This window comes from Microbacterium paraoxydans (genome assembly GCF_900105335.1).
GTDB classification, from domain to species: Bacteria; Actinomycetota; Actinomycetes; order Actinomycetales; family Microbacteriaceae; genus Microbacterium; species Microbacterium paraoxydans.
Map to the genome: position 1 here is coordinate 846,643 of NZ_LT629770.1, position 22,587 is coordinate 869,229.

General features: G+C 70.0%; 23 protein-coding genes and 1 tRNA gene. 8 read left to right on the forward strand and 16 right to left on the reverse strand.

Annotated elements, in window-relative coordinates:
- Positions 1 to 10 precede the first annotated feature (10 nt).
- The 3 genes from BLU02_RS04260 (at position 11) to BLU02_RS04270 (ending at position 3,941) form a co-directional block, all read left to right on the forward strand.
- Positions 11 to 931, forward strand: a complete 921-nt coding sequence (locus BLU02_RS04260) for a site-specific integrase (protein WP_157547008.1) — start codon at positions 11 to 13, stop codon at positions 929 to 931.
- Positions 932 to 1,005: 74 nt separating this feature from the next.
- Positions 1,006 to 1,998 (forward strand): tyrosine-type recombinase/integrase, encoded by a 993-nt coding sequence (locus BLU02_RS04265; protein WP_060921110.1) that lies wholly within the window; start codon positions 1,006 to 1,008, stop codon positions 1,996 to 1,998.
- Entirely contained in the window at positions 1,995 to 3,941 is a 1,947-nt protein-coding gene (locus tag BLU02_RS04270) for a hypothetical protein (RefSeq protein ID WP_060921109.1), read from the forward strand. Before BLU02_RS04265 ends, BLU02_RS04270 begins: the two co-directional genes overlap by 4 nt.
- 243 nt (positions 3,942 to 4,184) lie before the next feature.
- On the opposite strand, the gene BLU02_RS04275 is transcribed toward BLU02_RS04270, so the two are convergent.
- Positions 4,185 to 4,261 (reverse strand) — tRNA-Pro (locus BLU02_RS04275).
- Positions 4,262 to 4,369: 108 nt separating this feature from the next.
- Here BLU02_RS04275 and BLU02_RS04280 point away from each other — a divergent pair.
- The 5 genes from BLU02_RS04280 (at position 4,370) to BLU02_RS04300 (ending at position 7,990) form a co-directional block, all read left to right on the forward strand.
- A complete protein-coding gene (locus BLU02_RS04280; protein WP_060921108.1) occupies positions 4,370 to 4,978 on the forward strand; it encodes a GNAT family N-acetyltransferase in 609 nt (202 codons plus the stop codon).
- Entirely contained in the window at positions 4,975 to 5,430 is a 456-nt protein-coding gene (locus tag BLU02_RS04285; protein ID WP_060921107.1) for a hypothetical protein, read from the forward strand. The genes BLU02_RS04280 and BLU02_RS04285 overlap by 4 nt, the downstream gene beginning before the upstream one ends.
- A gap of 62 nt (positions 5,431 to 5,492) precedes the next feature.
- Positions 5,493 to 6,161 carry a lysoplasmalogenase family protein gene (locus tag BLU02_RS04290; protein WP_060921106.1) on the forward strand — a complete coding sequence of 223 codons (669 nt, stop codon included), beginning with the start codon at positions 5,493 to 5,495 and terminating at the stop codon, positions 6,159 to 6,161.
- On the forward strand, positions 6,161 to 6,535 hold the full coding sequence (locus BLU02_RS04295; RefSeq protein WP_060921105.1) for an RNA-binding S4 domain-containing protein: 375 nt from the start codon (positions 6,161 to 6,163) through the stop codon (positions 6,533 to 6,535). The genes BLU02_RS04290 and BLU02_RS04295 overlap by 1 nt, the downstream gene beginning before the upstream one ends.
- A gap of 39 nt (positions 6,536 to 6,574) precedes the next feature.
- Positions 6,575 to 7,990: an HNH endonuclease signature motif containing protein gene (locus tag BLU02_RS04300; RefSeq protein ID WP_060921104.1), complete on the forward strand. Its 1,416-nt coding sequence runs from the start codon at positions 6,575 to 6,577 to the stop codon at positions 7,988 to 7,990.
- Positions 7,991 to 8,201: 211 nt separating this feature from the next.
- Here BLU02_RS04300 and BLU02_RS04305 read toward each other — a convergent pair whose 3' ends face one another.
- From BLU02_RS04305 to BLU02_RS04375, 15 genes are all read right to left on the reverse strand, one after another.
- On the reverse strand, positions 8,202 to 9,149 hold the full coding sequence (locus BLU02_RS04305; RefSeq protein WP_060921103.1) for an NUDIX domain-containing protein: 948 nt from the start codon (positions 9,147 to 9,149) through the stop codon (positions 8,202 to 8,204).
- A 62-nt stretch (positions 9,150 to 9,211) separates the two neighbouring features.
- Complete coding sequence (gene der / locus BLU02_RS04310; RefSeq protein ID WP_060921102.1) at positions 9,212 to 10,732, reverse strand: ribosome biogenesis GTPase Der; 1,521 nt, start codon at positions 10,730 to 10,732, stop codon at positions 9,212 to 9,214.
- Positions 10,725 to 11,423, reverse strand: a complete 699-nt coding sequence (gene cmk / locus BLU02_RS04315; protein WP_060921101.1) for a (d)CMP kinase — start codon at positions 11,421 to 11,423, stop codon at positions 10,725 to 10,727. The genes der and cmk overlap by 8 nt, the downstream gene beginning before the upstream one ends.
- Positions 11,416 to 12,552 carry a prephenate dehydrogenase gene (locus tag BLU02_RS04320; RefSeq protein ID WP_060921100.1) on the reverse strand — a complete coding sequence of 379 codons (1,137 nt, stop codon included), beginning with the start codon at positions 12,550 to 12,552 and terminating at the stop codon, positions 11,416 to 11,418. Before BLU02_RS04320 ends, cmk begins: the two co-directional genes overlap by 8 nt.
- Positions 12,549 to 13,346, reverse strand: coding sequence for a pseudouridine synthase (locus BLU02_RS04325; RefSeq protein WP_060921099.1), 798 nt, complete (start codon positions 13,344 to 13,346; stop codon positions 12,549 to 12,551). Before BLU02_RS04325 ends, BLU02_RS04320 begins: the two co-directional genes overlap by 4 nt.
- Positions 13,343 to 13,966: an SMC-Scp complex subunit ScpB gene (gene scpB / locus BLU02_RS04330; RefSeq protein WP_060921098.1), complete on the reverse strand. Its 624-nt coding sequence runs from the start codon at positions 13,964 to 13,966 to the stop codon at positions 13,343 to 13,345. Before scpB ends, BLU02_RS04325 begins: the two co-directional genes overlap by 4 nt.
- The gene (locus BLU02_RS04335; protein ID WP_060921097.1) at positions 13,956 to 14,828 is read right to left on the reverse strand and encodes a segregation and condensation protein A; all 873 of its coding nucleotides are present in this window, start codon (positions 14,826 to 14,828) and stop codon (positions 13,956 to 13,958) included. Before BLU02_RS04335 ends, scpB begins: the two co-directional genes overlap by 11 nt.
- Complete coding sequence (locus BLU02_RS04340) at positions 14,812 to 15,645, reverse strand: ParA family protein (protein WP_164498181.1); 834 nt, start codon at positions 15,643 to 15,645, stop codon at positions 14,812 to 14,814. The genes BLU02_RS04335 and BLU02_RS04340 overlap by 17 nt, the downstream gene beginning before the upstream one ends.
- 160 nt (positions 15,646 to 15,805) lie before the next feature.
- Positions 15,806 to 16,708: a site-specific tyrosine recombinase XerD gene (gene xerD / locus BLU02_RS04345; protein WP_060921096.1), complete on the reverse strand. Its 903-nt coding sequence runs from the start codon at positions 16,706 to 16,708 to the stop codon at positions 15,806 to 15,808.
- Between the two features lie 2 nt (positions 16,709 to 16,710).
- On the reverse strand, positions 16,711 to 17,304 hold the full coding sequence (locus tag BLU02_RS04350) for an NUDIX domain-containing protein (protein ID WP_060921095.1): 594 nt from the start codon (positions 17,302 to 17,304) through the stop codon (positions 16,711 to 16,713).
- Positions 17,297 to 18,991 (reverse strand): CTP synthase, encoded by a 1,695-nt coding sequence (locus BLU02_RS04355; protein WP_060921094.1) that lies wholly within the window; start codon positions 18,989 to 18,991, stop codon positions 17,297 to 17,299. Before BLU02_RS04355 ends, BLU02_RS04350 begins: the two co-directional genes overlap by 8 nt.
- Positions 18,992 to 19,017: 26 nt before the next feature.
- The gene (recN, locus tag BLU02_RS04360; RefSeq protein ID WP_083370880.1) at positions 19,018 to 20,700 is read right to left on the reverse strand and encodes a DNA repair protein RecN; all 1,683 of its coding nucleotides are present in this window, start codon (positions 20,698 to 20,700) and stop codon (positions 19,018 to 19,020) included.
- On the reverse strand, positions 20,697 to 21,614 hold the full coding sequence (locus BLU02_RS04365; RefSeq protein WP_060923487.1) for an NAD kinase: 918 nt from the start codon (positions 21,612 to 21,614) through the stop codon (positions 20,697 to 20,699). Before BLU02_RS04365 ends, recN begins: the two co-directional genes overlap by 4 nt.
- A complete protein-coding gene (locus BLU02_RS04370; protein WP_060923488.1) occupies positions 21,611 to 22,408 on the reverse strand; it encodes a TlyA family RNA methyltransferase in 798 nt (265 codons plus the stop codon). Before BLU02_RS04370 ends, BLU02_RS04365 begins: the two co-directional genes overlap by 4 nt.
- Positions 22,405 to 22,584: a hypothetical protein gene (locus BLU02_RS04375; RefSeq protein WP_157547010.1), complete on the reverse strand. Its 180-nt coding sequence runs from the start codon at positions 22,582 to 22,584 to the stop codon at positions 22,405 to 22,407. The genes BLU02_RS04370 and BLU02_RS04375 overlap by 4 nt, the downstream gene beginning before the upstream one ends.
- Positions 22,585 to 22,587 lie beyond the last annotated feature (3 nt).

Below are 22,587 nucleotides of genomic sequence, written 5' to 3' on the forward strand. Positions count from 1 at the left end.
CAGTCTGACGATGACCGACACGGGCGATGGAGGCGAAGCGGGCATTGGACCCTTCGTGCCGAAGAAGGCCGTGCGGTACTGGATGACGCTCGAGCCGGTGGTGACGGCCGCCGTAGTGAAGACGGCACGTCGGACGGGGCGGGAGGCGCGTCCGCTGTATCCAGTCGCGACGGCGTTCGTGTTGTGGGCGTGGCAAACCAGAGGCATGGATCTCGACGTGACACGGATGTTTCGTCGTCAAGTGGTCGAAGAGTACGTTCACCGTGGAATGGCGGCCTTCACACGCGGTAGCAGGGCCACCTATCGATCCACCCTCCTCACCATGGTCGATGCCGTGACGCCGCCATCGGAGGTTCGCTTCCCTATCCCTCGGTCCGATCCCACGCCGCCATACGCGGCAGCCGAGATCGCCGCCCTCCGAAGCTGGGCCGGCGCCCAGGGGTCGGCTGTGCGTCGTCGTGACGCGGCTGCCCTCCTTGCGATGGGGTTCGGAGCAGGTCTCGCGACCCGGGAGCTGCTGTCCGTACGCAGCGGGGACATCGACGTGCGTGGAGACGATGTTCATATCCTGGTGTGGTCGGGGCGACCACGGCTCGTCCCGGTGCTCCCTGCGTGGCAACCCGGACTACGCGCAGCGATGGGAGAACTGGGCGACGACCAGTGGGTGTTCCGTGTCGGACGCACCGGTGTCCGGTCGGCGCAGGTCACTGACTTTCTGCATCGCGGACATACAACGGAGCTAGACGTTCGGCCGGCTCGCATGCGAACCACCTGGCTGCTTACCCACTTGCATGCCGGAACCCCGCCGCGGGATCTTCTCCGCATCTCCGGGCTCGAGCACCTCGCGGCGCTGGACAGGATCCGGCAGTTCCTCCCGTCACCGGCATCACTCCCACCCCGGAAGCTGGACTTCCCGCACCCGCAGGTCTAGGCCGGTGCACCGTGCTGTGGAAGGTGCGACACGCCGCAAACGCACTCTTTCAAGCAGCCGCGTACACGGTGGCCATGAACCCGAACCACCGACTCAACGACATTGTCGCCGAGACTGCAGAACTGCTCGCCGCTCACCCGCAGCTACCCGAACTAGCGGCGCCCATCATCGTCAAGTACCGGCCGAACAGCGCGAAGATGACTGGCGCGTGGGCGGCCACGCGATTCTTCACGGTCGAGACGGCGGCGGCCATGCTGCCGCACTCATTCGACGTGGCCCGCCGACTGATGACGATGTCCGCGCCGTTCCACATGTGGGTGTGGTCGCGGAGCGGCACCGAGCTGACCATCCGTCGCGTATACACGCAGAGCAACATCGACCGCTTCCTCGAGACCGTCCACAGGCACCGATCCGAGGGACACCGGTGGGGCGTGTCCCGCCAGCTCGTAAAGATCGGTCGCGAGCTCGCCGACGCCGACCTCATCGCCATCCCGGCCCCGAACGGCAAGGTCCGCTCGCCGTTCACGACAAAGCAGATCGCGTCGATGCACAGTTGGGCGAACTCGCTCACCACCGTGAAAAAGCGACAGAACGCTCAGGCCCTCCTCGGGCTCGCCGGCGGTGCAGGGCTCACGGCAGCCGAGATCGTCAACGTCCGTGTCGCCGACATCCACCGCGAAGGCGACGTCGTCTTCGTCAACATCACCGGCAAGCGAGCTCGCCGAGTCCCTGTGCGCCATGCCTGGGCGCGTGTGCTGCTGCGTAGCGTCGAGGGCCGCATCGACGCTGGCGAGCGCGTCTTCCGCGGGCCATGGATCGCCGAATATCCGCCGCGCATCATCCAGTCCTTCCTCACCGACCACCCCGCGCCCGTCCGGCCCACCCCAGCGGCCCTCCGTGCGGCATGGCTGCTGCACCACATCAACAACAACGTGCCGCTGCCCGTGCTCCGTGATGTCGCCGGCTTCGACCGCTACACGACCCTCGTCCGGTACTACGAGCACGCGAACGAGGTCGACGTCAGAGACTTCACCGCCCAGCTCGTTGGGGCGGAGGTCGCGCGATGACCTCCACCGACATCGACTACTACCGCGCCTTCGACGGCACCGACGGCTGCGGCATCACCGAGCGCGAGATCCTCGGCCGTGGCCGCACCCTCCAACGCTTCGACGATGATGTGGTTGCACGCACCGAAGCACGCGTGCTCCAGTCCGGGATCCTCGAGCAGTTCGAACGTTGGGCAGCTGAAGACTCCAACTCAGAGGGCATGGGCGGCCGGCCCGCTATGATCTCGATCCGTGCCCTCCTGGTGGCGCTCCTGCTTCTCGCTCATGAAGGCGCTCCGCTGCACATCCGACGTGCCGCTCACGTGCTGCAACACCGGCTCTCAACGAAGTCCTGCGAACTCCTCGACCTCCCGGAGTCGCCGGTGAGCTTCGCCACCCATGTCCCAACGACGAAGCGCTGGTACACGAACACCATCCGCGCGTTCCACCGGATGAAGAAGCTGATGGATCCGTATCCCCAGGAGCTCTACACGGCCAAGACCTACACCGAGATTCAAGAGATCCTGCGGAACCATGACGCCGAGCGCGCGGAGAAGTACAAGGCGCGTCTGGACGAATACACCCGCCTGTTCATCCGCATGTCCTTTATGCAGCAGCCCCGAGCTATCCGTCGCGCGACGAAACAGATGGACGTTTCCTTTGACCAGACCTACATCGGCACCCCCACGACCAAGGGCTACAGCCGGAAGAACCTCGCGAGCAAGGTCAGGGCCGAACAGACCGCGGACCTCGGCCAGATGAGCCCGGGCCCCGTCGATGCATTCGCCGGATGGCACGTGAAGAGCGGCAAGGCCGAACGAGTTGACAACCAGAAGGGCGAGGTCGACCAGACCGCTCCGGGCCGCGGAGAGTGGGCGGACTACGACTGGGGATGGGTGGCGAACCTGGCCGTCCGCGTCGACGCGGAGCAGCCCGGATCAAAGCGATTCCCGAGTCTCGTGGTCGCAGCGTCGCTCAGCATCCCGAACATGGAGGTCGCCGAAGAAGCCGCACTGCTCCTCGAAGCCGCAGCGAGCCTTGACCTCCCGCCCGGCATCGCCGACGCCGACAAGCAGTACTGGGCCAACGCCAAGCCGTTCCGGCTCCTGAAGCCGGCCCTGCAGACCGGCTTCACGCCGTCCACGGACTACCGCTCCGACCGCGTCGGAGTAAAGGGCGGCCAGCACGGCGGGCTGTTCGTTGAAGGCGACGTCTACTGCCCGAACACGCCGAAGCCTCTGCTCGAGGCAACCAAGAACTTCCTCGCTAAGAAGATCGACGCCGAGACCTACCGTGCACGGCTGGAGGAGCGCAAGGCCTACCGACTCCACGTGAAGCAGAAGGCGAAGACTCCCGATGGGAAGGTGATGCTGCGCTGCCCCTCACTCGGGCCGAGCCCGACGGTTACCTGCCCCCTGCGCGAAATGATGCTGTCCGCAGCGAAGAAGGCTCGCCCGGAGGTCGAGCCTGAAACTCTCGAGGACGAGTTTCTTGACACCATCTGCAAGCAGCATTCGGCCGCATTCGACCTCACCGAGATGCAAGCGCCCCAGCAGGCATTCGACTACGGCAGCGAAGAGTGGGAGACCTTCCACGACCACGCCCGCAACACCGTCGAGTCCGGAAACGAACAACTGAAAGCATCCGGTGACGAAGACATCGAGACTGCCGGTCGCCGCCGCGTCCGCGGCATCGCCGCCGCACAGATCCTGGTCACTCTCCTCATCGTCAACCACAACCTGCGCAAGATCGCCGCGTTCCTCAGCGACAAAGAAATCGAACGAGCCCGCACGACCCCGCGGGTATACATCCTCCGCCGCCGCGACCGCGTATGGGCGAACCGGTACACGAAGACCACGGGCAACGGCGACCTGGTCATCCCAAGGGGCAGTCGAACGTCCTCTTCGAGGACCGCGCCGCCTGACCAACAGGACCAGCTCGCGCTGACACCAATGCGCACCTGAACGGCTCTGTTCACTGACGACGCCCGCCGGCGGCACACCCGGCACGCTCCATGCCACACCAGGACAATCGAACGCGCCCGAAAACCGGGCGCGTTCGTGTTTTCGCCCCCCAGCATCGTTCCGACTCGACCATCTAAACCTGAACCGATCTCACAGACGCAGAAAAGGGAAGGGCACCTGCTCGAAGCAGGTGCCCTTCCCTTTTCTCTCGCTGTTCTGCAATCAGTATTGCCAACAGCCCAATGGTCGGGCTGACAGGATTTGAACCTGCGACCCCTTGACCCCCAGTCAAGTGCGCTACCAAGCTGCGCCACAGCCCGTTGTTCTGCACTCTCGCGCAGGCAACTCCCCTATCTTAGCCGCACCGGAGGCCCTCTCGCGAACCGAGGCGTTGCGGGGTGTCGGAAGCTGCTTGTACCGTCGCCTGCATGTCGACGATCACGACCGCGCTGGCGACGACCGCCCGCTGGGATGACGTGCAACACGCGCTCACCGGCGGCGGTGACGGGGCGAGCTGCCAGTGCATCTGGCCGGTGCTGCCGAACAAGGACTGGAATCAGACGACCACGCCTCAGCGCACCGAGATGTTCCGCGCCGAGATCGACGAGGGTCCCCCTCCGGGGCTGGTCGCGTACGTCGACGGCGAGGCCGCAGGCTGGATCCGCATCGGCCCGCGCACCCGTCAGGCCCGGATCCCCCGCACCCGCATGATCGCCGCATCGAGCACCGAGCCGTTCGACGACGAATCCGTGTGGGCGGTCACCTGCTTCGTCGTCCGCAGGGAGCATCGGGGCACCGGGCTCTACGCCGAGCTGCTCGACGCCGCGATCGCCTTCGCGCGAGAGTCGGGCGCCCGCCTCATCGAGGGGTATCCCGTCGACACCCGTGGCGAGAAGCAGCGCGCGAACGATCTGTACCACGGCACGCTCGGGACGTTCCTGCGCGCGGGCTTCACGGAGAAGGCGGTGATGAAGCCGGGGCGCGTGCTCGTCGCCCTGGATATCACACCGAACGGGACCGATAGCGTGAAGGCATGAGCGACGCGAACTCCTCCCTCGACGATCCCGACCTCGGACCGCTCCATCGGGCGACCTCCGAGCTCGACGACGGCTCCGCCCTCACCCACGACTGGTTCGTCGGCAGCGTCGAGGTCGACGGCAGCACCTACGAGCTGATGGTCGAGGGCGCGTCGCCGGACGAGGTCGCTCCGCTGCTCCCCCGGCTGCGTACGGTCGTCGCCGCCCTCCCGGGCCTCCGCCGCGTCGCCTCGGACGCTGTGGTGACAACGTTCAGCACCGGAGACCCCGACCTCACCGAGCTCGACGAGGCGGCGGACGACCTGGACCTCGAGACCATCGAGGCCTCCAGTGACGGCACCGTCGTCCTCCACTTCACGGACTCCTGCGGCGAGCACTTCCCGGAGGGCTACTGGCCGGCCGTGCACCTCGATGTCGAGGGCACCGTGGCCACGGTCACCGTCGAGTCCTGAGTCGGGCCGGTCCGATCGACCGCCTTCGGGACGACATGCCCCTCCGGTCATACGATGGAGGGATGCAGCGCCGCACCCTTCCTCCCGCGATCGTGTGGGCGTTCGTCCCCTACGCCGTTCTCTCCGCCTTGCACGTCGTGCTTCTGGCGCTCGGCCACGATCTCGCGGCTCCGACGAAGCTGCTGCTGATGCCACTGCTCGCGGTACCGGTCCTGGTGGCGGCGCGACGGATCCACCCACCCGTGACGGTGGCCCTCCTCCTCGTCGCCCTGCTCTTCTCCTGGCTGGGTGACGGCGCGGGCGCGCTGTTCCCCGCGGCACCCGAGCTTCCGCTCATGCTGGGCTTCTTCGGTCTCGCGCACATCGCCTACATCGTCCTCTTCGCCCGCCACCTGGCGCGTCGCCGGCTGCCGTGGTGGACGGCGATCTATGCCGTCTGGTGGCTCGCGATGATCCTCGTCCTCGGCCCGCACACGGGCCCGCTCCTCATCGGCGTCGCCCTGTATGGTCTGCTTCTCGCGGGCACCGCCGCGTTCGCCGCACGATGCCATCCGCTGGTCGCGACGGGCGGCGCGTTCTTCCTGGCGAGCGACACGATCCTCGCTTTCCGGCTCTTCCTTCCGGATGCCCTTCCGGCCTGGAGCAGCCCCGCCGTGATGCTCACCTACACGCTCGGCCAGGGCCTGATCATCGCCGGTGCCCTGGTCTCCCTGCAGCGGAGGGCCGCCTGATGGTCGACAGCGCGCGGGTGGACAGCTGGCTCTGGGCGGTGCGCGTCTACAAGACCCGGTCGGCGGCGACCACCGCATGCCGTGCGGGGCATGTGCGCGTCAACGGCGACAAAGCGAAGGCTGCACAGGCGGTCCGCGTGGGCGACGAGCTCCGGATCCGCATCGCGGGTTTCGACCGGATCCTGATCGTGCGCCAGATCCTCCTCAAGCGCGTCGGAGCGCCGCTGGCCGCCCTCGCCTACGAAGATCGAACGCCGGAACGCGAGCCGCAGGCAGCCCTCGGCGTCCGGGACCGCGGCGCCGGACGACCGACGAAGCGGGAGCGTCGGGACATCGACCGTCTCCGCGGACGAGGCGATATACAACACGACTGAGCCCTTCCGGGATTCGAACATACGTTCTAAAATCGAGGTATGACGAACCCGCCGACCGCACCCCTCGATCTGGAGGAGCGGAGGCGCGTGCGAGACGCCTGGACGGAGACCCGCCGACGCATCGCAGCGCTGGAGGCAGAGGCTGCGGAGCTGCTGATGGCGCAGATCGCTTTCCATGATGAAGACGTGGCCGCGGCCCCGCACCACCGCGATGCCATCCACCGCTCGATGGTCGCCGAGTTCGCGACAGCGGCGCATCTTTCCACCGGCACCATGGAGTTCGCGTTCGCCGACGCTCTCGCCCTGAGCACCGCGCTCCCCCGCGTGCGAGAGGCCTTCCACACGGGGTCTCTGAGCTCCGGGCACGTGCGGGAGATCGCGCGGGCGAGCGCCGTCGTGGCCGAGGCCATCCGCAACCGCGTCGTCGCGCCCGAGACGATGGCGCTGTTCGAGACGGCGGTGCTCGTCGTCGCCGAAGCCGAGACCGCGGCGCGCACGCGGGTGCATGCCCGCCGCGTCGCCTCCGCGCTTGTCGGCGAGACGATCACGGAACGACACCGCCGCGCCGCGGACGAGCGCTGCGTCACGGTGCGATCGGTCGACGACGGCCTCGCGGTCCTGACGGCGGTCCTCCCGGAATGGGCGGCGGTGGCGATCGCCGACCGACTGAATCAGCTCACCCGCACGGTGATCCAGGCCCGCGATGCGGGCGGAGCGACGCCTCCCCTGACTCCGACGCACGACGATCTGCTGACTGGTCAGAACATCGCGACGGATCAGTCGTGCGGCGCTCCTCGGTCGGACGCCACGATCTCCAGCGTCGATGGCGGCACCTTCGCCCTCGACCCCGAGGAGGAATCGGCCCCCACAGACACCCGCACCTGGAGCCAGGTACAGGCCGACCTGCTGACCGATCTGCTCCTGACCGCCGATCCGAGCGCCGTCGAGGGCGAGGGCCTCGCCGGCGTGCGCGGCCGCCTGCAGGTGACCGTGGCGGCAACGACCCTCGCGGGACTCGACGACCGTCCGGCCGAACTGGACGGACACGGCGCTCTGCACCCGGACATCGCGCGAGCTCTGGCCGGTCGCGACGGGGGCTGGACGCGGTTGTTCCTCGATCCGCACGGGCAGGTCATCGAAACGGACGCCTACAGCCCGACCGAGAGCATGCGCCGGTTGCTTCGGGCCCGCGATCAGCACTGCCGGTTCCCGGGGTGTCGCCAGCCGGTACACCGCTGCGACGTCGACCACACCTGGGATCACGCGAAGGGCGGCCCGACCCGCGTCGACAACCTCGCGCACCTCTGCCGCGGACACCACGTGCTGAAACACCCCGATATCCCGGAGCCTCAGCGCTGGACGGTACGACAGCGACCCGGTGGGGTTCTCGAATGGCGAAGTCCCCTCGGCGCCGTCCATACCGATCACGCCCCACGTCGGGTCGCCTTCGTCTGAGCTCGCGGATCATCTCGGCGGCGGGTCATTCGCGCGCGGTGACGCAGGCACGTCGATTAGCGCCACCTCAGACCATGTCGATCTGCGCCGCGTCAGACCACGTCGTGCCGCGCCACCTCAGACCACGTCGATCCGCGCGACCTCAGACCATGCCATGCCACGCCGCTGTATGAGTACCTGGATCCGCGGAGCGAGGCGCCCGCGTCTCGCGCTAGGCGTCGAGAAGACGGAGGAGCCAGCCGCTCGAGCGCACCTGCGCCCCGGCGGCCTCAACGCGGGACTGCAGCTCGCGGTCACTGGTCACCGCGAGAACCGGCGACGCGCTCGCGACCCGGCGTTGGACCTCGGCGACGATCGCATCGTCACCAGCGCCTTCGGCACGCACGACGCCCAGGGCCGAGCTCGCGACTCCGGCTTCTGCGGCCGCGGCGTCCGCGGGTGATCCCGCCGCAGCGGCCTCCGCGATGTCCCGCGCGCGACCTTCCACGACGAGCGAGACCTCCGGGAACCAGGCGTCCCCCGCGAGCCCGAGGTCGTCCGCGGGCACCGACAGCCCGGTCAGACGGTCGCGCAGTCGTGCGGCGGCTCCCGCACGATCCTTCCACCAGCCGTCCGGGACCGAGCCCACGACGTTGGCGGCGTCCACCACGACCACCGGATGCGCCGAGAGCTGAGCCCGCAGCATCGGCCACGCCGCACCGAAGCCGGGATGCAGGGGCAGCGCGTCCACGTCCTCGACGGGTACCCACGACAGCGCGACGCTCTCCGGGTCGCTGATCACGGGGTCGAACGGCGTGCGCACATCGGCGACGACGGTGGTGTACGACCAGATGCCGAGGTCGAGCACGCTCGTGAAGCGCGGCCGCACCGCACCATCCGGCACTCCCGCCTCCTCCTGCGCCTCCCGCACGGCGCCCACGATGGCCGCTTCTCCCTCGTGCAGCGCGCCGCCGGGAAGGCCCCAGGTGCCGCCGAAGTGGCTCCACGCGACCCGATGCTGCAGCAGGATGCCGCGCTCCGGGTCGACGGCGAGGAGGCCGGCTGCACCGAAGCGCCCCCAGTACCGCTCACCGGTGTCGGCGACCACCCAGGCATCGCCGGGATCGCGAGGCCCCTCGGGGCGACGCGGTTCACCGGCGGCGGGAGGTACGACAGTCACCCCCTCAGCTTTTCACAGCATCGGGGCTCCGGCGCGACCGCCGCGACATGCGCGGCAACGAGTCAGCGCTGGCGACGCTCCCGCACGCGCATGTTGATGACGATCGGCGTGCCCTCGAACGGGTAGAGCTCGCGCAGGCGGCGCTGGATGAACCGGCGGTAGCCCGGGTCGAGGAAGCCGGTCGTGAACAGCACGAACGTCGGCGGACGGGTCGAGGCCTGCGTCCCGAAGAGGATGCGCGGCTGCTTCCCGCCGCGCACCGGATGCGGGTGCTCGGCGACGAGTTCGGCGAGGAACGCGTTGAACTTGCCTGTCGGGATGCGGCGGTCCCAGTTCTCCAGCGCCATCTCGAGCGCGGGGACGAGCTTGTCGAGGTGACGACCGGTCTTCGCCGAGATGTTCACCCGCGGGGCCCAGGCCACGTGGGCGAGGTCCTGCTCGATCTCGCGCTCCAGGTAACGGCGGCGGTCGGCGTTCTCCAGGTCGTCGTCGTTGAGGCGATCCCACTTGTTGAACGCCAGGACGAGCGCGCGACCCGACTCGAGCACGATGTCGATGATCCGTACGTCCTGCTCGCTGATCGACTCCGACACGTCGAGGACGACGATCGCGACCTCTGCCTTCTCCAGCGCGGCGGACGTGCGCAGCGACGCGTAGAAGTCGGCGCCCTGCGCCATGTGCACGCGGCGACGGATACCGGCCGTGTCGACGAGGCGCCACATCTTGCCGCCCAGCTCCACGACCTCGTCCACGGGGTCGCGAGTGGTGCCGGCGAGGTCGTTGACGACGACGCGCTCCTCGCCCGCGGCCTTGTTCAGCAGCGAGGACTTGCCGACGTTCGGGCGCCCCAGGATCGCGACGCGGCGCGGACCGCCGATCTCCTGCTTCGCCACCGCGGAGATCTCGGGCAGCTTCTTCAGCACGGCGTCGAGGAGGTCGGCGACACCACGACCGTGGATCGCGGAGACCGGGTGCGGCTCCCCGAGACCCAGGTTCCACAGGGCGGCGGCCTCCGGCTCCTGACGAGCGTCGTCGATCTTGTTGGCGACGAGGAAGACCGGCTTGCCGCTCTTGCGCAGCAGCTTCACGACGTGCTCGTCGGTCGACGTGGCGCCCACCATGGCATCCACGACGAACAGCACGACATCGGAGAGGTCGATCGCGACCTCGGCCTGAGCCGCGACCGAACGGTCGATGCCGCGGGCGTCGGGCTCCCAGCCGCCGGTGTCGACGACCGTGAAGCGGCGGTCGTTCCACTCGGCCTTATACGTGACGCGGTCGCGGGTGACGCCGGGGGTGTCCTCCACGACGGCCTCGCGACGCCCCAGGATCCGGTTCACGAGCGCGGACTTGCCCACGTTCGGCCGCCCGACGATCGCCACCACGGGCAGCGCAGGCAGGAACTCGATGCCGTCCTCGCCCAGCGCCACGCCGGCGAGGAGCGCGGCGTCCTCGTCGTCGAGCTCGTAGTCGGCCAGGCCGGCGCGCAGGGTCTCCGCGCGCTGCTCGGCCAGCTGGTCATCGATCTGCTCGAGCTTCTCGGCGAGCTGGTCGGGACCGCCTTCGTATTCGTCGTCAGCCACGGTCTGCTCCTCGGAGTCGTTCGATCACCGAGAGGACGGCGTCGATGGTCTGGGGGAAATCGAGTGCGGTCGAGTCGACGACCTCCACGCCTTCCGCGGCGTTGAGGAAGTCGACGACGGCACTGTCGGAGGCGTCGCGCTTGTGCAGCGCGTCCGCGACGGCGGCGGCGTTCTCGCCGGCGAGCTCGCCCGCGCGGCGTGCGGCCCGCACCTCGGGCGCCGCGGTCAGCAGGATGCGCACGGGCGCATCCGGTGCCACGACGGTCGTGATGTCGCGTCCTTCGACGACGACGGCCGGGTACGGCGCCTCGGCGACCAGCGCCCGGAAGAGCTCGTTGACCTGGGTGCGCACCTCCGGCACGCGGGCGACGCCGCTCACGGCACCGGACACACGCGGTTCGCGGATCGCCTCCGTCACGTCGACGTCGCCGACGCGCACCGTGCGGTCGTCGGGGTCGAGACCGAGACGGACGGGGAAGTCGGCGGCCGCGGCGCGCACGGCCTCGGCGTCGTCGGTGTCTGCACCGCGATCGAGCACATGCCAGGCGAGGGCCCGGTAGGCCGACCCGGTGTCGAGGTAGCCGAAGCCCTCGCGACGCGCGATCGCCTTGGAGACGCTCGACTTGCCGGACCCGGCGGGGCCGTCGATGGCGATGAACTTCGTGGCGGAGATGGTGGAGGTGTCAGTCATTGGTGTTCCCTGCGATGCGCCAGCCGCGTTCCTGGAGCCCGGTGATCGCGCCGTGCAGCGCCGCGGGGTCGACACTGATCTCGGCGAGGCCGAACTGCGCGCCCGGAGAGTGCTCCAGGCGCAGGTCCTCGACGTTGACGCCCAGCTCTCCGAGCTCGCCGAACAGGCGCCCCAGCTGACCGGCGGTGTCGTCGACCATGACGACCAGTGTCTCGAAGCGTCGGTTCTGTCCGTGCTTGCCGGGGAGGCGCTCGACGCCGTCGTTGCCCTGGCGGATGGTCTCCGCGAGCACGCGTCGGGCACCGGGGGCCGCGGGAGCGCGCAGCGCATCGGCGACCTCGCTCAGGTCGGTCGCGAGCGCGTCGAGGATCTCGACGACGGGACCGGCGTTGGCGCCGAGGATCTGCACCCACAGTTCGGGAGCGGACGCGGCGATGCGCGTGGTGTCTCGCACGCCCTGCCCGGCCAGACGGAGGGCGCCCTCCTCGGCCCCGGCCAGCCGACCGGCGAGGAGACTCGCGACGACCTGCGGCACATGCGACGTGAGGGCGACGGAGCGGTCGTGCTCCTCCGGGGTCATCTCCAGCGGCATCGCGCCGACGTCGAGGGCCAGTGCCTCGACCAGCGCGAGGTCCCGCGCGGTGGTGTCCTCGTCGCGGCACACGACCCACGGCCGCCCGATGAAGAGATCGGCTCTCGCCGAGATCGCCCCGCCGCGCTCCCGACCGGCGAGCGGGTGCGAGCCGATGTAGCGGGCGAGGTTGACGCCGCGCTCCCGCAGCGTGCGGAACGGCTCCAGCTTGACACTCGCGACATCGGTCACGACGGCGTCGGGGTACCGCTCGAGCTCGGCCTGGATCACGTCGGCGGTCACGTCCGGCGGCACGGCCACGACGATGAGCACCGGCGCGTCGTCGTCCTGCGGAAGCCGCCCGGCACCGTAGTCGACGGCGAGGCGCAGTTGCGCAGGGGACGCGTCGGTGAGGACGACGTCGATGCCCTTCGCACGGAGGGCGTGGCCGACGCTGGCACCGAGCAGCCCGGCGCCGACGATGCGCACGGTGCCGGACAGACGCGGCGCCACGGCACCGGTCTTCCGCGCCGCGGGCGCACTCGTCGTCTGGATCATTCGCTCTCCTGCTCGCCTGGCGCCTCGGCGACACCGGATTCCCGGCGCGCGAGAGTCAGCAGCGCGCCGAGTTCGATTTTACTCAGTTCCCGCGTCCGACCGGCCGGGAGGGTTCCCAGGTGCAGCGGACCGAACTGCCTCCGCACGAGTTCCGTGACCGGATGGCCGACCGCGGCCATCATCCGGCGCACGATCCGATTGCGTCCGGAGTGCAGCGTGAGCTCGACGAGGCTCGAGCCGCGCGACGTGTCCAGCAGGCGGGCCTTGTCGGCGGCGATGGGCCCGTCCTCCAGCTCGATGCCCTTCGTGAGCTTCGAGATGGTCTGCGCCGTGACCGCCCCCTCGACCTTCGCGATGTAGACCTTGGTGACACCGAAGGAGGGGTGCGCGAGCACGTGCGCGAGCTCGCCGTCGTTGGTGAGCAGCAGCAGTCCGCTGGTCTCGGCGTCCAGACGCCCGACGTTGTACAGCCGCTCCTCGTAGTCCTTCGTGAAGCGCCGGAGATCCGGGCGTCCGCTCTCGTCGCGCATGCTGCTGACCACACCCGTCGGCTTGTTCAGCATCACGTAGCGCTTGGACACGTCGAGCTGCACCGCGGTGCCGTCCACGTCCACGAGGTCCCGCTCCGGGTCGATGCGGCGGCCGAGCTCGGTCACCACCTGGCCGTTCACGCGGATGCGCCCCTCGACGATGTACTGCTCGACGACCCGACGGGACGCCACACCGGCGGCCGCCAGCACCTTCTGCAGTCGCACGCCTTCGGGAGCGGCGGAATCGTGGGCGTCGGTGGTCATCGGACCGTCCCTTCGTCGAAGCCGTCGGCGCCGTCGTCGAGGAGCGGCGAGATCGGCGGAAGCTCATCCAGAGAGTTGATGCCGAGATGCTGGAGGAGCGCATCGGTCGTGCCGTAGTTGATCGCGCCGGTCTCGGAATCGGCGAACAGTTCGGTGATCAGCCCCCGCGCGAGGAGGGTGCGGACCACGGAGTCGACGTTGACCGCGCGGATCGAGGCCACCTGGCTCCGGGTCACCGGCTGCTTGTACGCGATCACCGCGAGCGTCTCCAGCGCCGCCTGGGAGAGCCGGGCCGGCGCCTGACCACCGACGAACTCCGCCACGACCGGATCGAGGTCTTCGCGGACGTAGAGCCGCCATCCACCGCCGACCTCCCGCAGCTCGAAGCCGCGCCGCGGACCCGCGCCTCGACCGTCGTAGTCCTCGACCAGCGACTCGACCGTCTGCCGGACGGCGGGCACCGGCGCGCCGACCGCGGCGGCGAGAGCCACCAGGCCGATCGGCTCGTCGACGATGAAGAGGATCGCCTCCACACGCTCGCTGAGCGGGAGCTCGGACCCCGTCACGGCGTCGGGCTCGTCGCGGAGCCCGGTCTCTGCCTCGGTCACGTCATCGGTCATAGTCGGCCCCCAGGGTCGCGAGTGTCTCGTCCGACCAGGAGTCGGCGGCCCAGCGGAGCGTGAGCTCCCCGAGCGGTTCCAGTTGTTCGAAGGAGAGCGCAGCGTGCCGGTACAGCTCCAGCACCGAGATGAAGCGGGCCACGACGATACCCGGCTCGGTGACGCCGGCGACGAGCTCGCGGAAGCTCAGCGATTCGGTGCCGCGCAGCAGCGTGACGACGATGGCGGCCTGCTCGCGGATGCTGACCAGGGGTGCATGCAGATGGTCGAGGCCGACGTGCGGGATCTCCTTCGGCGCGAAGGCCAGAAGCGCCAGCGCCGCGAAGTCGTCGGGGGTGAGCGACCAGACGAGCTCGGGCGTCTGCTTCCGGTGCTTCTCCTCCAGAGGCACCGCACGCACATGACGGCGGTCCTCCCGCTGCAGGCACCGCGAGAACCAGGCGGAGACCTCTTTGAACGCGCGGTACTGCAGGAGGCGGGCGAAGAGCAGGTCGCGCGCTTCGAGCAGGGCGACGGCCTCGGCGTCGACGAGCTCGCCCTGCGGCAGCAGTCCCGCGACCTTCATGTCCAGCAGGGTCGCGGCGACGACGAGGAACTCCGAGGCCTGATCCAGCTCCTCCTCGTCCTCCAGGTCGGCGAGGTACGCGATGAACTCGTTGGTGACGGCGCTCAGCGACACCTCGGTGATGTCCATCTCGTGCTTCGAGATGAGGTTCAGCAGGAGGTCGAAGGGGCCGTCGAAGTTCGACAGCGAGACGCGGAACCCCGCGGCGTCGTCGGCTGACGAAGACTCCGCCGCGTCGACGGCGTCGGCGGATGCCGGGACCTCAGCGGTTCCGAGCTCGTCAGGCGACGGCGCCACGGGCGACCAGCTCCCTGGCCAGCCGCAGGTATGCCTGTGCGGCCGCGTGCTCCGGAGCGAACTCGGTGATCGGGACCCCCGAGACCGACGCATCCGGGAACTTCACGGTGCGGCCGATCACGGTCTCCAGCACGTCGTCGCCGAACGCCTCCACGACCCGCTCCAGCACCTCGCGCGAGTGCAGCGTGCGAGGGTCGTACATGGTCGCCAGCAGCCCGTCCATCTCGATGGAGGGGTTCAGGCGATCGCGGACCTTGTCGATGGTCTCGATGAGGAGCGCGACACCGCGGAGCGCGAAGAACTCGCACTCGAGCGGGATGATGACGCCGTGCGCAGCCGTCAGCGCGTTCACGGTCAGCAGACCGAGCGACGGCTGGCAGTCGATGAGGATGACGTCGTACTCCCCCGCCACCTGGCGCAGCACGCGGGCGAGGATCGTCTCGCGGGCGACCTCGTTCACGAGGTGCACCTCCGCGGCGGAGAGGTCGATGTTCGCGGGGAGGACGTCGAGACCGGGCACGTTCGAGTGCACGATCGCGTCGTGCGCGTCGCGCTTCGTGTCGAGCAGGAGGTCGTAGACCGTCGGCACGTCGTGCGTCTGAATGCCGAGACCGGCGGACAGCGCGCCCTGCGGGTCGAAGTCCACCGCGAGCACCTTGCGGCCGTACTCCGCGAGCGCGGCGGCGAGGTTGATGGAGGTGGTCGTCTTGCCGACGCCGCCCTTCTGGTTGCAGAGCGCGATGATGCGGGCCGGGCCGTGCGACTTCAGCGGCGCCGGGATCGGGAAGCCCTGGTACGGACGGCCGGTGGGTCCCATGGGAGTGTCGTCGGCCTTCTGCGCCTTCGCCCTGGACTTCGCCACTTTCTCAGCCACCGGTTCTCCTGCTCCTTCGTGCTTGCTCGATTGTAGCCGCCCAGCGTTCCCCAGCCGTCTCGGCGCGCGGCGGGCGACCCGGTACCGGCCGCGGCCTGCGCGGTCAGCGCGCCCGGGGATGAGAGGTCGCGTAGATGTCACGGAGAGCATCCACCGACACATGCGTGTAGATCTGCGTCGTCGCGACCGAGGAGTGCCCCAGCAGCTCCTGCACCACCCGCACGTCGGCACCGCCCTGCAGGAGGTGCGTCGCGAACGAATGCCGCAGCGTGTGCGGGGAGACCTCGGCGGTGAGCTGTGCGCGCTCGGCAGCGGAACGGATCACCAGCCACGCGCTCTGTCGCGAGAGCGGGGCACCGCGCGCGCCGAGGAAGAGCCGGGCCGATGCGCGGCCCTTCGCCGCGAGCTCCGGACGGACCCGGGTGAGGTAGGCGTCGACGGCGGCGCGGGCGTACGACCCCACCGGGACGATCCGCTCCTTCGAGCCCTTGCCCCGCAGGCGCAGCACCTCGCCGTGCGCCATGTCGTCGACGTCGAGACCGACCGCCTCCGAGACCCTGGCACCCGTGGCGTAGAGGAGCTCCAGCAGCGCCCTGTCCCTGATGCCGAGCGGCTCCTCGGCCGACGGCGCGGCGAGCAGCCGCTCCACCTGGTCGATCGTCAGGGCTTTCGGCAGCCGGCGCGGGGTCTTCGGTGGGCGGAGTCGTCCGGTCGGATCGTCCGCCTCGATGCCCTCGCGGGCGAGGAACCGGTGCCAGCCGCGCACCGAGGACTGCAGGCGCGCCAGGCTCGTCGCGGCCGGCTGCGGCTCCGCGGACGCGCGGGCGGCGATGAAGCGGTCGACGACGGCGGGCGTGATGTGCGCGGTGTCGTCGATCCCGTCCGCAGCGAGCCAGTCCCGGTAGCCCTCGAGATCCCGCCGGTAGGCGCCGACGGTGTGGCTGCTGAGCCCGCGCTCGATCGTCACATGACGCAGGTACGCGTCGAGGGCGCGATCGAGCAGCATGCTCAGCTCCGGTCGCGCAGCCTCTGCGCGGCGGCCAGGACGCCGATGGAGAGGATGCCGTTGTGCAGGCGTCCCTCCAGGACTCCGGCGACGGCCTCGTCCAGTGGCACCCACGCGACGCGGATGTCGGCCTCCTCGTCCTCGCGGTCATGCGCGGTCTCGGCGGTTGAGAGTCCGGTCGCGAGGAACACCCGGATGAGCTCGTCGTTACCGCCGGGCGTCGTCCACGACGACACCAGGGGCTCCCAGTGGGCGGCGACGAGGTCGGCTTCCTCCGCGAGCTCGCGACGGGCGGCCGCCAGCGGCTCCTCCCCCGCGATGTCGAGGAGGCCGGCCGGCAACTCCCAGTCGCGGTGACGGATCGGGTGACGGTACTGCTGGATGAGCAGGACCCGCTCCTCGTCGTCCATCGCGAGGATCGCGACGGCCCCGGGGTGGGCGACGTACTGTCGCACGATCTCGCCGTCGCCGTAGCGGACCCGGTCGGAGCGGACGTCCCAGACGTACCCCTCATAGACGAGGTCGCTGCTCAGGACCTCCGGCTCGAAGGGCTCGTCCCGCAGCGGTTCCGGCACGTCCGCCTTCGACTCACTCATCGACGGGCACGTCGAACAGCTCGCTCGCGCGGTGACGCGCGATGGCGGCACCGACGAGACCGCGGAACAGCGGGTGCGGGTCGGTCGGACGCGAGCGGAGCTCCGGGTGGGCCTGCGTGGCGATGTAGTACGGGTGCACGTCGCGCGGCAGCTCGACGTACTCGACGAGGTCCAGCTCGGGGTTCAGACCCGAGAACACCAGACCGGCCTCCGACAGGCGATCGCGGTAGGCGTTGTTGACCTCGTAGCGGTGGCGGTGACGCTCGGACACCTCGGCGGCGCCGTAGACCTCACGCGCCAGCGAACCCTCCGCGAGAGCCGCCTTGTACAGGCCCAGGCGCATGGTGCCGCCCAGGTCGCCGCCGTCGAGGATCTCGATCTGCTCGGCCATGGTCGCGATGACGGGCTCCGCGGTGTCCGGATCGAACTCGCTGGACGAGGCTCCGGCAATTCCGGCGACGTCGCGGGCGTACTCGATGACCATGCACTGCAGCCCCAGGCAGAGGCCGAGGGTCGGGATGCCCTGCTCGCGGGCGAACTTCAGCGCACCCAGCTTGCCCTCGATGCCGCGGATGCCGAAGCCTCCGGGCACGCAGATGCCGTCCAGCTCCGCCAGCTGCTCCTGCGCGCCCTCCGGCGTCTCGCAGAGGTCGGACGGGATCCAGCGGATGTTGACCTTGGTCTCCTGCGCGAAGCCGCCCGCCTTGAGGGCCTCGGTCACGGACAGGTAGGCGTCCGGAAGGTCGATGTACTTGCCGACGAGACCAATCGTGACCTCGTGCTTCGGGTTGTGCACCGCGTGCAGCACCTTGTTCCAGCGCGTCCAGTCGACGTCGTCCGCCTTCTGGTCGAGGCCGAGGCGGCGCACGATGTAGGAGTCGAGGCCCTGCTCGTTGAGGGTCGACGGGATGTCGTAGATGCTCGGCAGGTCGACGGTGTTGATGACGCCTTCGACGTCGACGTCGCACATCAGGGCGATCTTGTTGCGGTTGCTCGCGCTCACCGGCCGGTCGCTGCGGAGCACGAGGGCGTCGGGCTGGATGCCGACCTGGCGGAGGGCTGCGACCGAGTGCTGGGTCGGCTTGGTCTTCTGCTCGCCGGACGCGCCCATGAACGGCACGAGCGAGACGTGCACGAAGAACACGCTGTCGCGGCCGAGCTCGTGACGCAGCTGGCGCGCCGACTCGAGGAAGGGCTGCGACTCGATGTCGCCGACCGTGCCGCCGACCTCGGTGATGATCACGTCGGGACGCGGGTCCTCGGTGGCCTGCAGCCGCATGCGGCGCTTGATCTCGTCGGTGATGTGCGGGATGACCTGCACAGTGTCGCCGAGGTACTCGCCGCGACGCTCGCGGGCGATCACCTGCGAATAGATCTGACCGGTCGTGACGTTGGCCGCCTCGGACAGGTTGATGTCGAGGAAGCGCTCGTAGTGGCCGATGTCGAGGTCGGTCTCCGCACCGTCGTCGGTGACGAACACCTCGCCGTGCTGGAACGGGTTCATGGTGCCCGGATCGACGTTCAGATACGGGTCGAGCTTCTGCATGACCACGCGGAGTCCGCGAGCGGTCAGGAGGTTGCCCAGGCTGGCCGCGGTGAGCCCCTTGCCCAAAGACGAAACGACACCACCGGTCACGAAGATGTGCTTGGTCGTGTCGTTCTTGGGCCCCGCAGAAGAAGAGTTCATCACGGGCTTCTATCCTAACAGTTCATTCAGACGCCGAGGCTGAGAAGCTCGCGGGCGTGGGTGAGTGCGGCATCGGAATCCGCGAGGCCGGAGAGCAGACGGGCCATCTCGGCCTCGCGCTCCTCCCCGTCGAGCCGCCGCACGCTGGACGCGGTGACGGCGCCGTCGTGCGATTTCACGACGGTGAGGTGGTTGTTCGCGAAGGCGGCGACCTGCGCGAGATGGGTGACGGCGATCACCTGCGACTTCTCGGCGAGTCGGGCGAGTCGCCGACCCACCTCGATGGCCGCCGCGCCGCCGATGCCGGCGTCGACCTCGTCGAACACGAAGGTGGGCACCGGGTCGGTCGCCGCGATGACGACCTCGATCGCGAGCATCACCCGCGACAGCTCGCCGCCGGAGGCCCCCTTGGCGACCGAGCGGGGCTCGGCGCCGGGATGCGGGGCGAGCAGGATGGTGACGTCGTCGCGGCCGTGGGTGCTCTCGGACCCCGGGGTCACAGAGACCTCCAGGCGCGCGTCCGGCATCGCCAGCGCGTGCAGCTCGGCCGTCACGGCCTCGCCGAGTCGGCCGGCCGCCTCGTTCCGGGCCGCGGTGAGAGCGTCGGCCCGGGCGTCGAGCTCCGCCCTGGCCGCGTCGCGCTCGGCGGTGAGGCGTTCCAGGCGCTCTCCGTCGTCGTCGAGTTCGGCCAGCCGCGCGGATCCGGTCTGCCACAGCGCCAGCGCCTCCGCCAGCGAGCCGTGCTGACGGATGAGGACGCCGAGTGCGGCCCGGCGCTCCTCGACGGCGGCGAGCTCATGGGGTCCGGATTCGTCGAGGTCGGCGAGGAAGCCGGAGAGCACACCGGCGGCGTCGGCGATCCGGTAGCCGATGTCGGCCAGGGTCTCCGCGACCTCCGCGAGCTTCGGGTCCGACACGCGCTCGATCGCTCGGCGTGCTTCCGCGACCAGCGCCGACGCATCGGGCTCGCCCTCCTCGTTCGAGAGGGCCCCGTGGGCCAGGGCGGCGGCGACGCGGAGTTCCTCCGCGTTCGCGAGGCGCTCGGCACGGGCCGTCAGCTCCTCGTCCTCGCCCTCCTCGGGGGCGGTCGCCTCGATCAGGGCGAGGTCCTCCCGTAGCCGAGCGGCCTCCTCGGCACGCCGGTTGCGGTTCGCGGTGATGTCGATGATCTCGGCGTCGAGGGTCCGCCAGCGCTCGAACGCGGCCTGGTAGTCCTCCAGCGCCCGGGCGATCGGTTCGCCGCCGAAGCGGTCGAGTGCGTCGCGCTGCGCGGCGGCCGACCGCAGCCGGAGCTGCTCGGACTGTCCGTGCACGACGATGAGCTCGTCCGCGAGCGAGGAGAGCACCCCCGCCGGAGCGGCGCGCCCGCCGACGCTCGCACGGCTGCGGCCCTCGGCGCTGAGGGTGCGCGAGACATAGAGCTCGGCGGTGCCGGCACCGGCCGGCTCCAGCTCTCCCCCGGCCTCGGCCACGATGTCGGCGACCTCGCCCTTCTCGGGCACGATCCACACCCCGGCCACCGACGCCTGGGCCGCGCCCTTGCGCACGGCGCCCGAGTCGGCGCGCTGGCCGAGGAGCAACCCGAGGCCGGTGACGACCATGGTCTTGCCCGCGCCCGTCTCTCCGGTGATCGCCGTGAAGCCCGGGCCGAGCGGCAGGACGGCGTCGGCGATCACGCCGAGCCCCTGCATGCGCATCTCCTCGATCATGCGTCGCTCCTCCGCTCCTGTCCGCGCCACCCTTCGACGGGCAGCTGGAACTTGCGGACGAGACGGTTCGTGAACGCGGTCGGGTGCAGGCGCGCGAGACGGACCGGGCGCGACGAGCGGCGCACCACGACTCGGGCGCCCGGCGGGAGATCGTGGGAACGACGGCCGTCGCACCAGAGGATGCCGGAGCCGTCCGTCCGCTCCAGCATCTCGATGGCCACGGCCGCATCGGGGCTCACCACGAGCGGCTTCGCGAACAGGGCGTGTGCCGACAGCGGGACCACCGCGATGGCCTCGACCGTCGGCCAGATGACGGGTCCGCCGGCGGAGAAGTTGTAGGCGGTCGAGCCGGTCGGGGTGGAGATGACCATGCCGTCGCAGCCGAAGCTCGACAGGGGGCGCCCATCGATCTCGAGCACCACCTCGATCATGCGCTCGCGGCTCGCCTTCTCGACGGTCGCCTCGTTCAGGGCCCAGGTCTCGAAGACGACGTCGCCGGACCGGTCCTTGACGCGCACCGACAACGCCAGGCGCTCCTCGACCTCGTAGTCGCGGGCGATGACGCGGCGCATCGCGTCGTCCATGTCGTCCCGGTCGATCTCCGCGAGGAAGCCGACGTGTCCCATGTTGATGCCGAGCACCGGGGCGCCGCTGTCGCGGACGAGCTCCGCCGCGCGGAGGATGGTGCCGTCGCCGCCGAGGACGATCGCGAGTTCGAGGGTCGACGGCCCGGAGGCGTCCAGCACCTCGACGTCCGCGAAGAACGCATCGACCGCGGCGAGCTCGGCATGGTCGTCAGCTGCCAGGACGGGACGGACCCCCGCACCGCGGAGGGCGCCGATAACCCGACGGGCGGCCGCGACGGTGTCGACGCGGCCCGCATGGGCGACGACCAGGATCCTGCGCTCGTTCATCGTCCCCCTGCCAGCCGGTTGATGGTGTCCATCCATTCTGTCGGATTGCTGCCGCCGCCCGGCACGAGGTGCACGAGACACTCCGCATTGCCGTGAGTCCCGAGGATCGGGGAGGAGACGATCCCCGCCATCCCCATCCCGGCGTCCCACGCGCTCCACACCACGCGGGCGACGGCGTCCGCACGGGTGGCGGGGTCGGTGACGAGACCGCCGCGCACGGCCGTCCGCCCGACCTCGAACTGGGGTTTGACCAGCAACAGCACGTCGGCGCCCGGTGCGCCGACGGAGACCACCGCGGGAAGCACGAGCTCGAGCGAGATGAAGGAGAGGTCGCCCACCACCAGGTCGGGGGGCGCAGACTCCCCCGTCGCCGCGGCGAGGCTGTCACGCGTCATGTGCCGCACGTTGAAGCCCTCGACGGCGATGACGCCGGGGTCGGCAGCGACCGCGGGGGCGAGCTGGCCATGCCCGACGTCCACGGCGAGGACACGGCGCGCGCCGCGTTCCCGCAGCACCTGCGTGAATCCGCCGGTCGAGGCCCCCATGTCGAGCGCCAAGCGCCCCTGAACCGGGATGCCGAAGCCGTCGAGCCCGGCGACGAGCTTGTGCGCCGCGCGGCTGACGTAGTGGTCGGCGCCGGCGACCGTGATGGTGTCGTCGTCGCTGACCGGGGTCGAGGCCTTCACGACCGGGCGGCCGTCGACGCTCACGAGGCCGTCGGCGATGAGGGTGGCGGCATGCGTGCGCGAACGGGCGAGTCCTCGGGCGGCGAGGGCGGCGTCGAGTCGCGTCATCGTGGTCCCGGGGTCTCCCGCAGGTCGTGCCGGGATCCACTCTCGAGTCGTCGCGAGAGTTCGTCGTGCAGGGCCGAGTACGCGTCGGCGCGTGCGGCGAGCGGCTGCCCTTCGATCAGGCGCAGACGACTCCACAGGCCGTCCGTCGGCGCGCCGGTCGTCGTCTCATCGCTCACGCT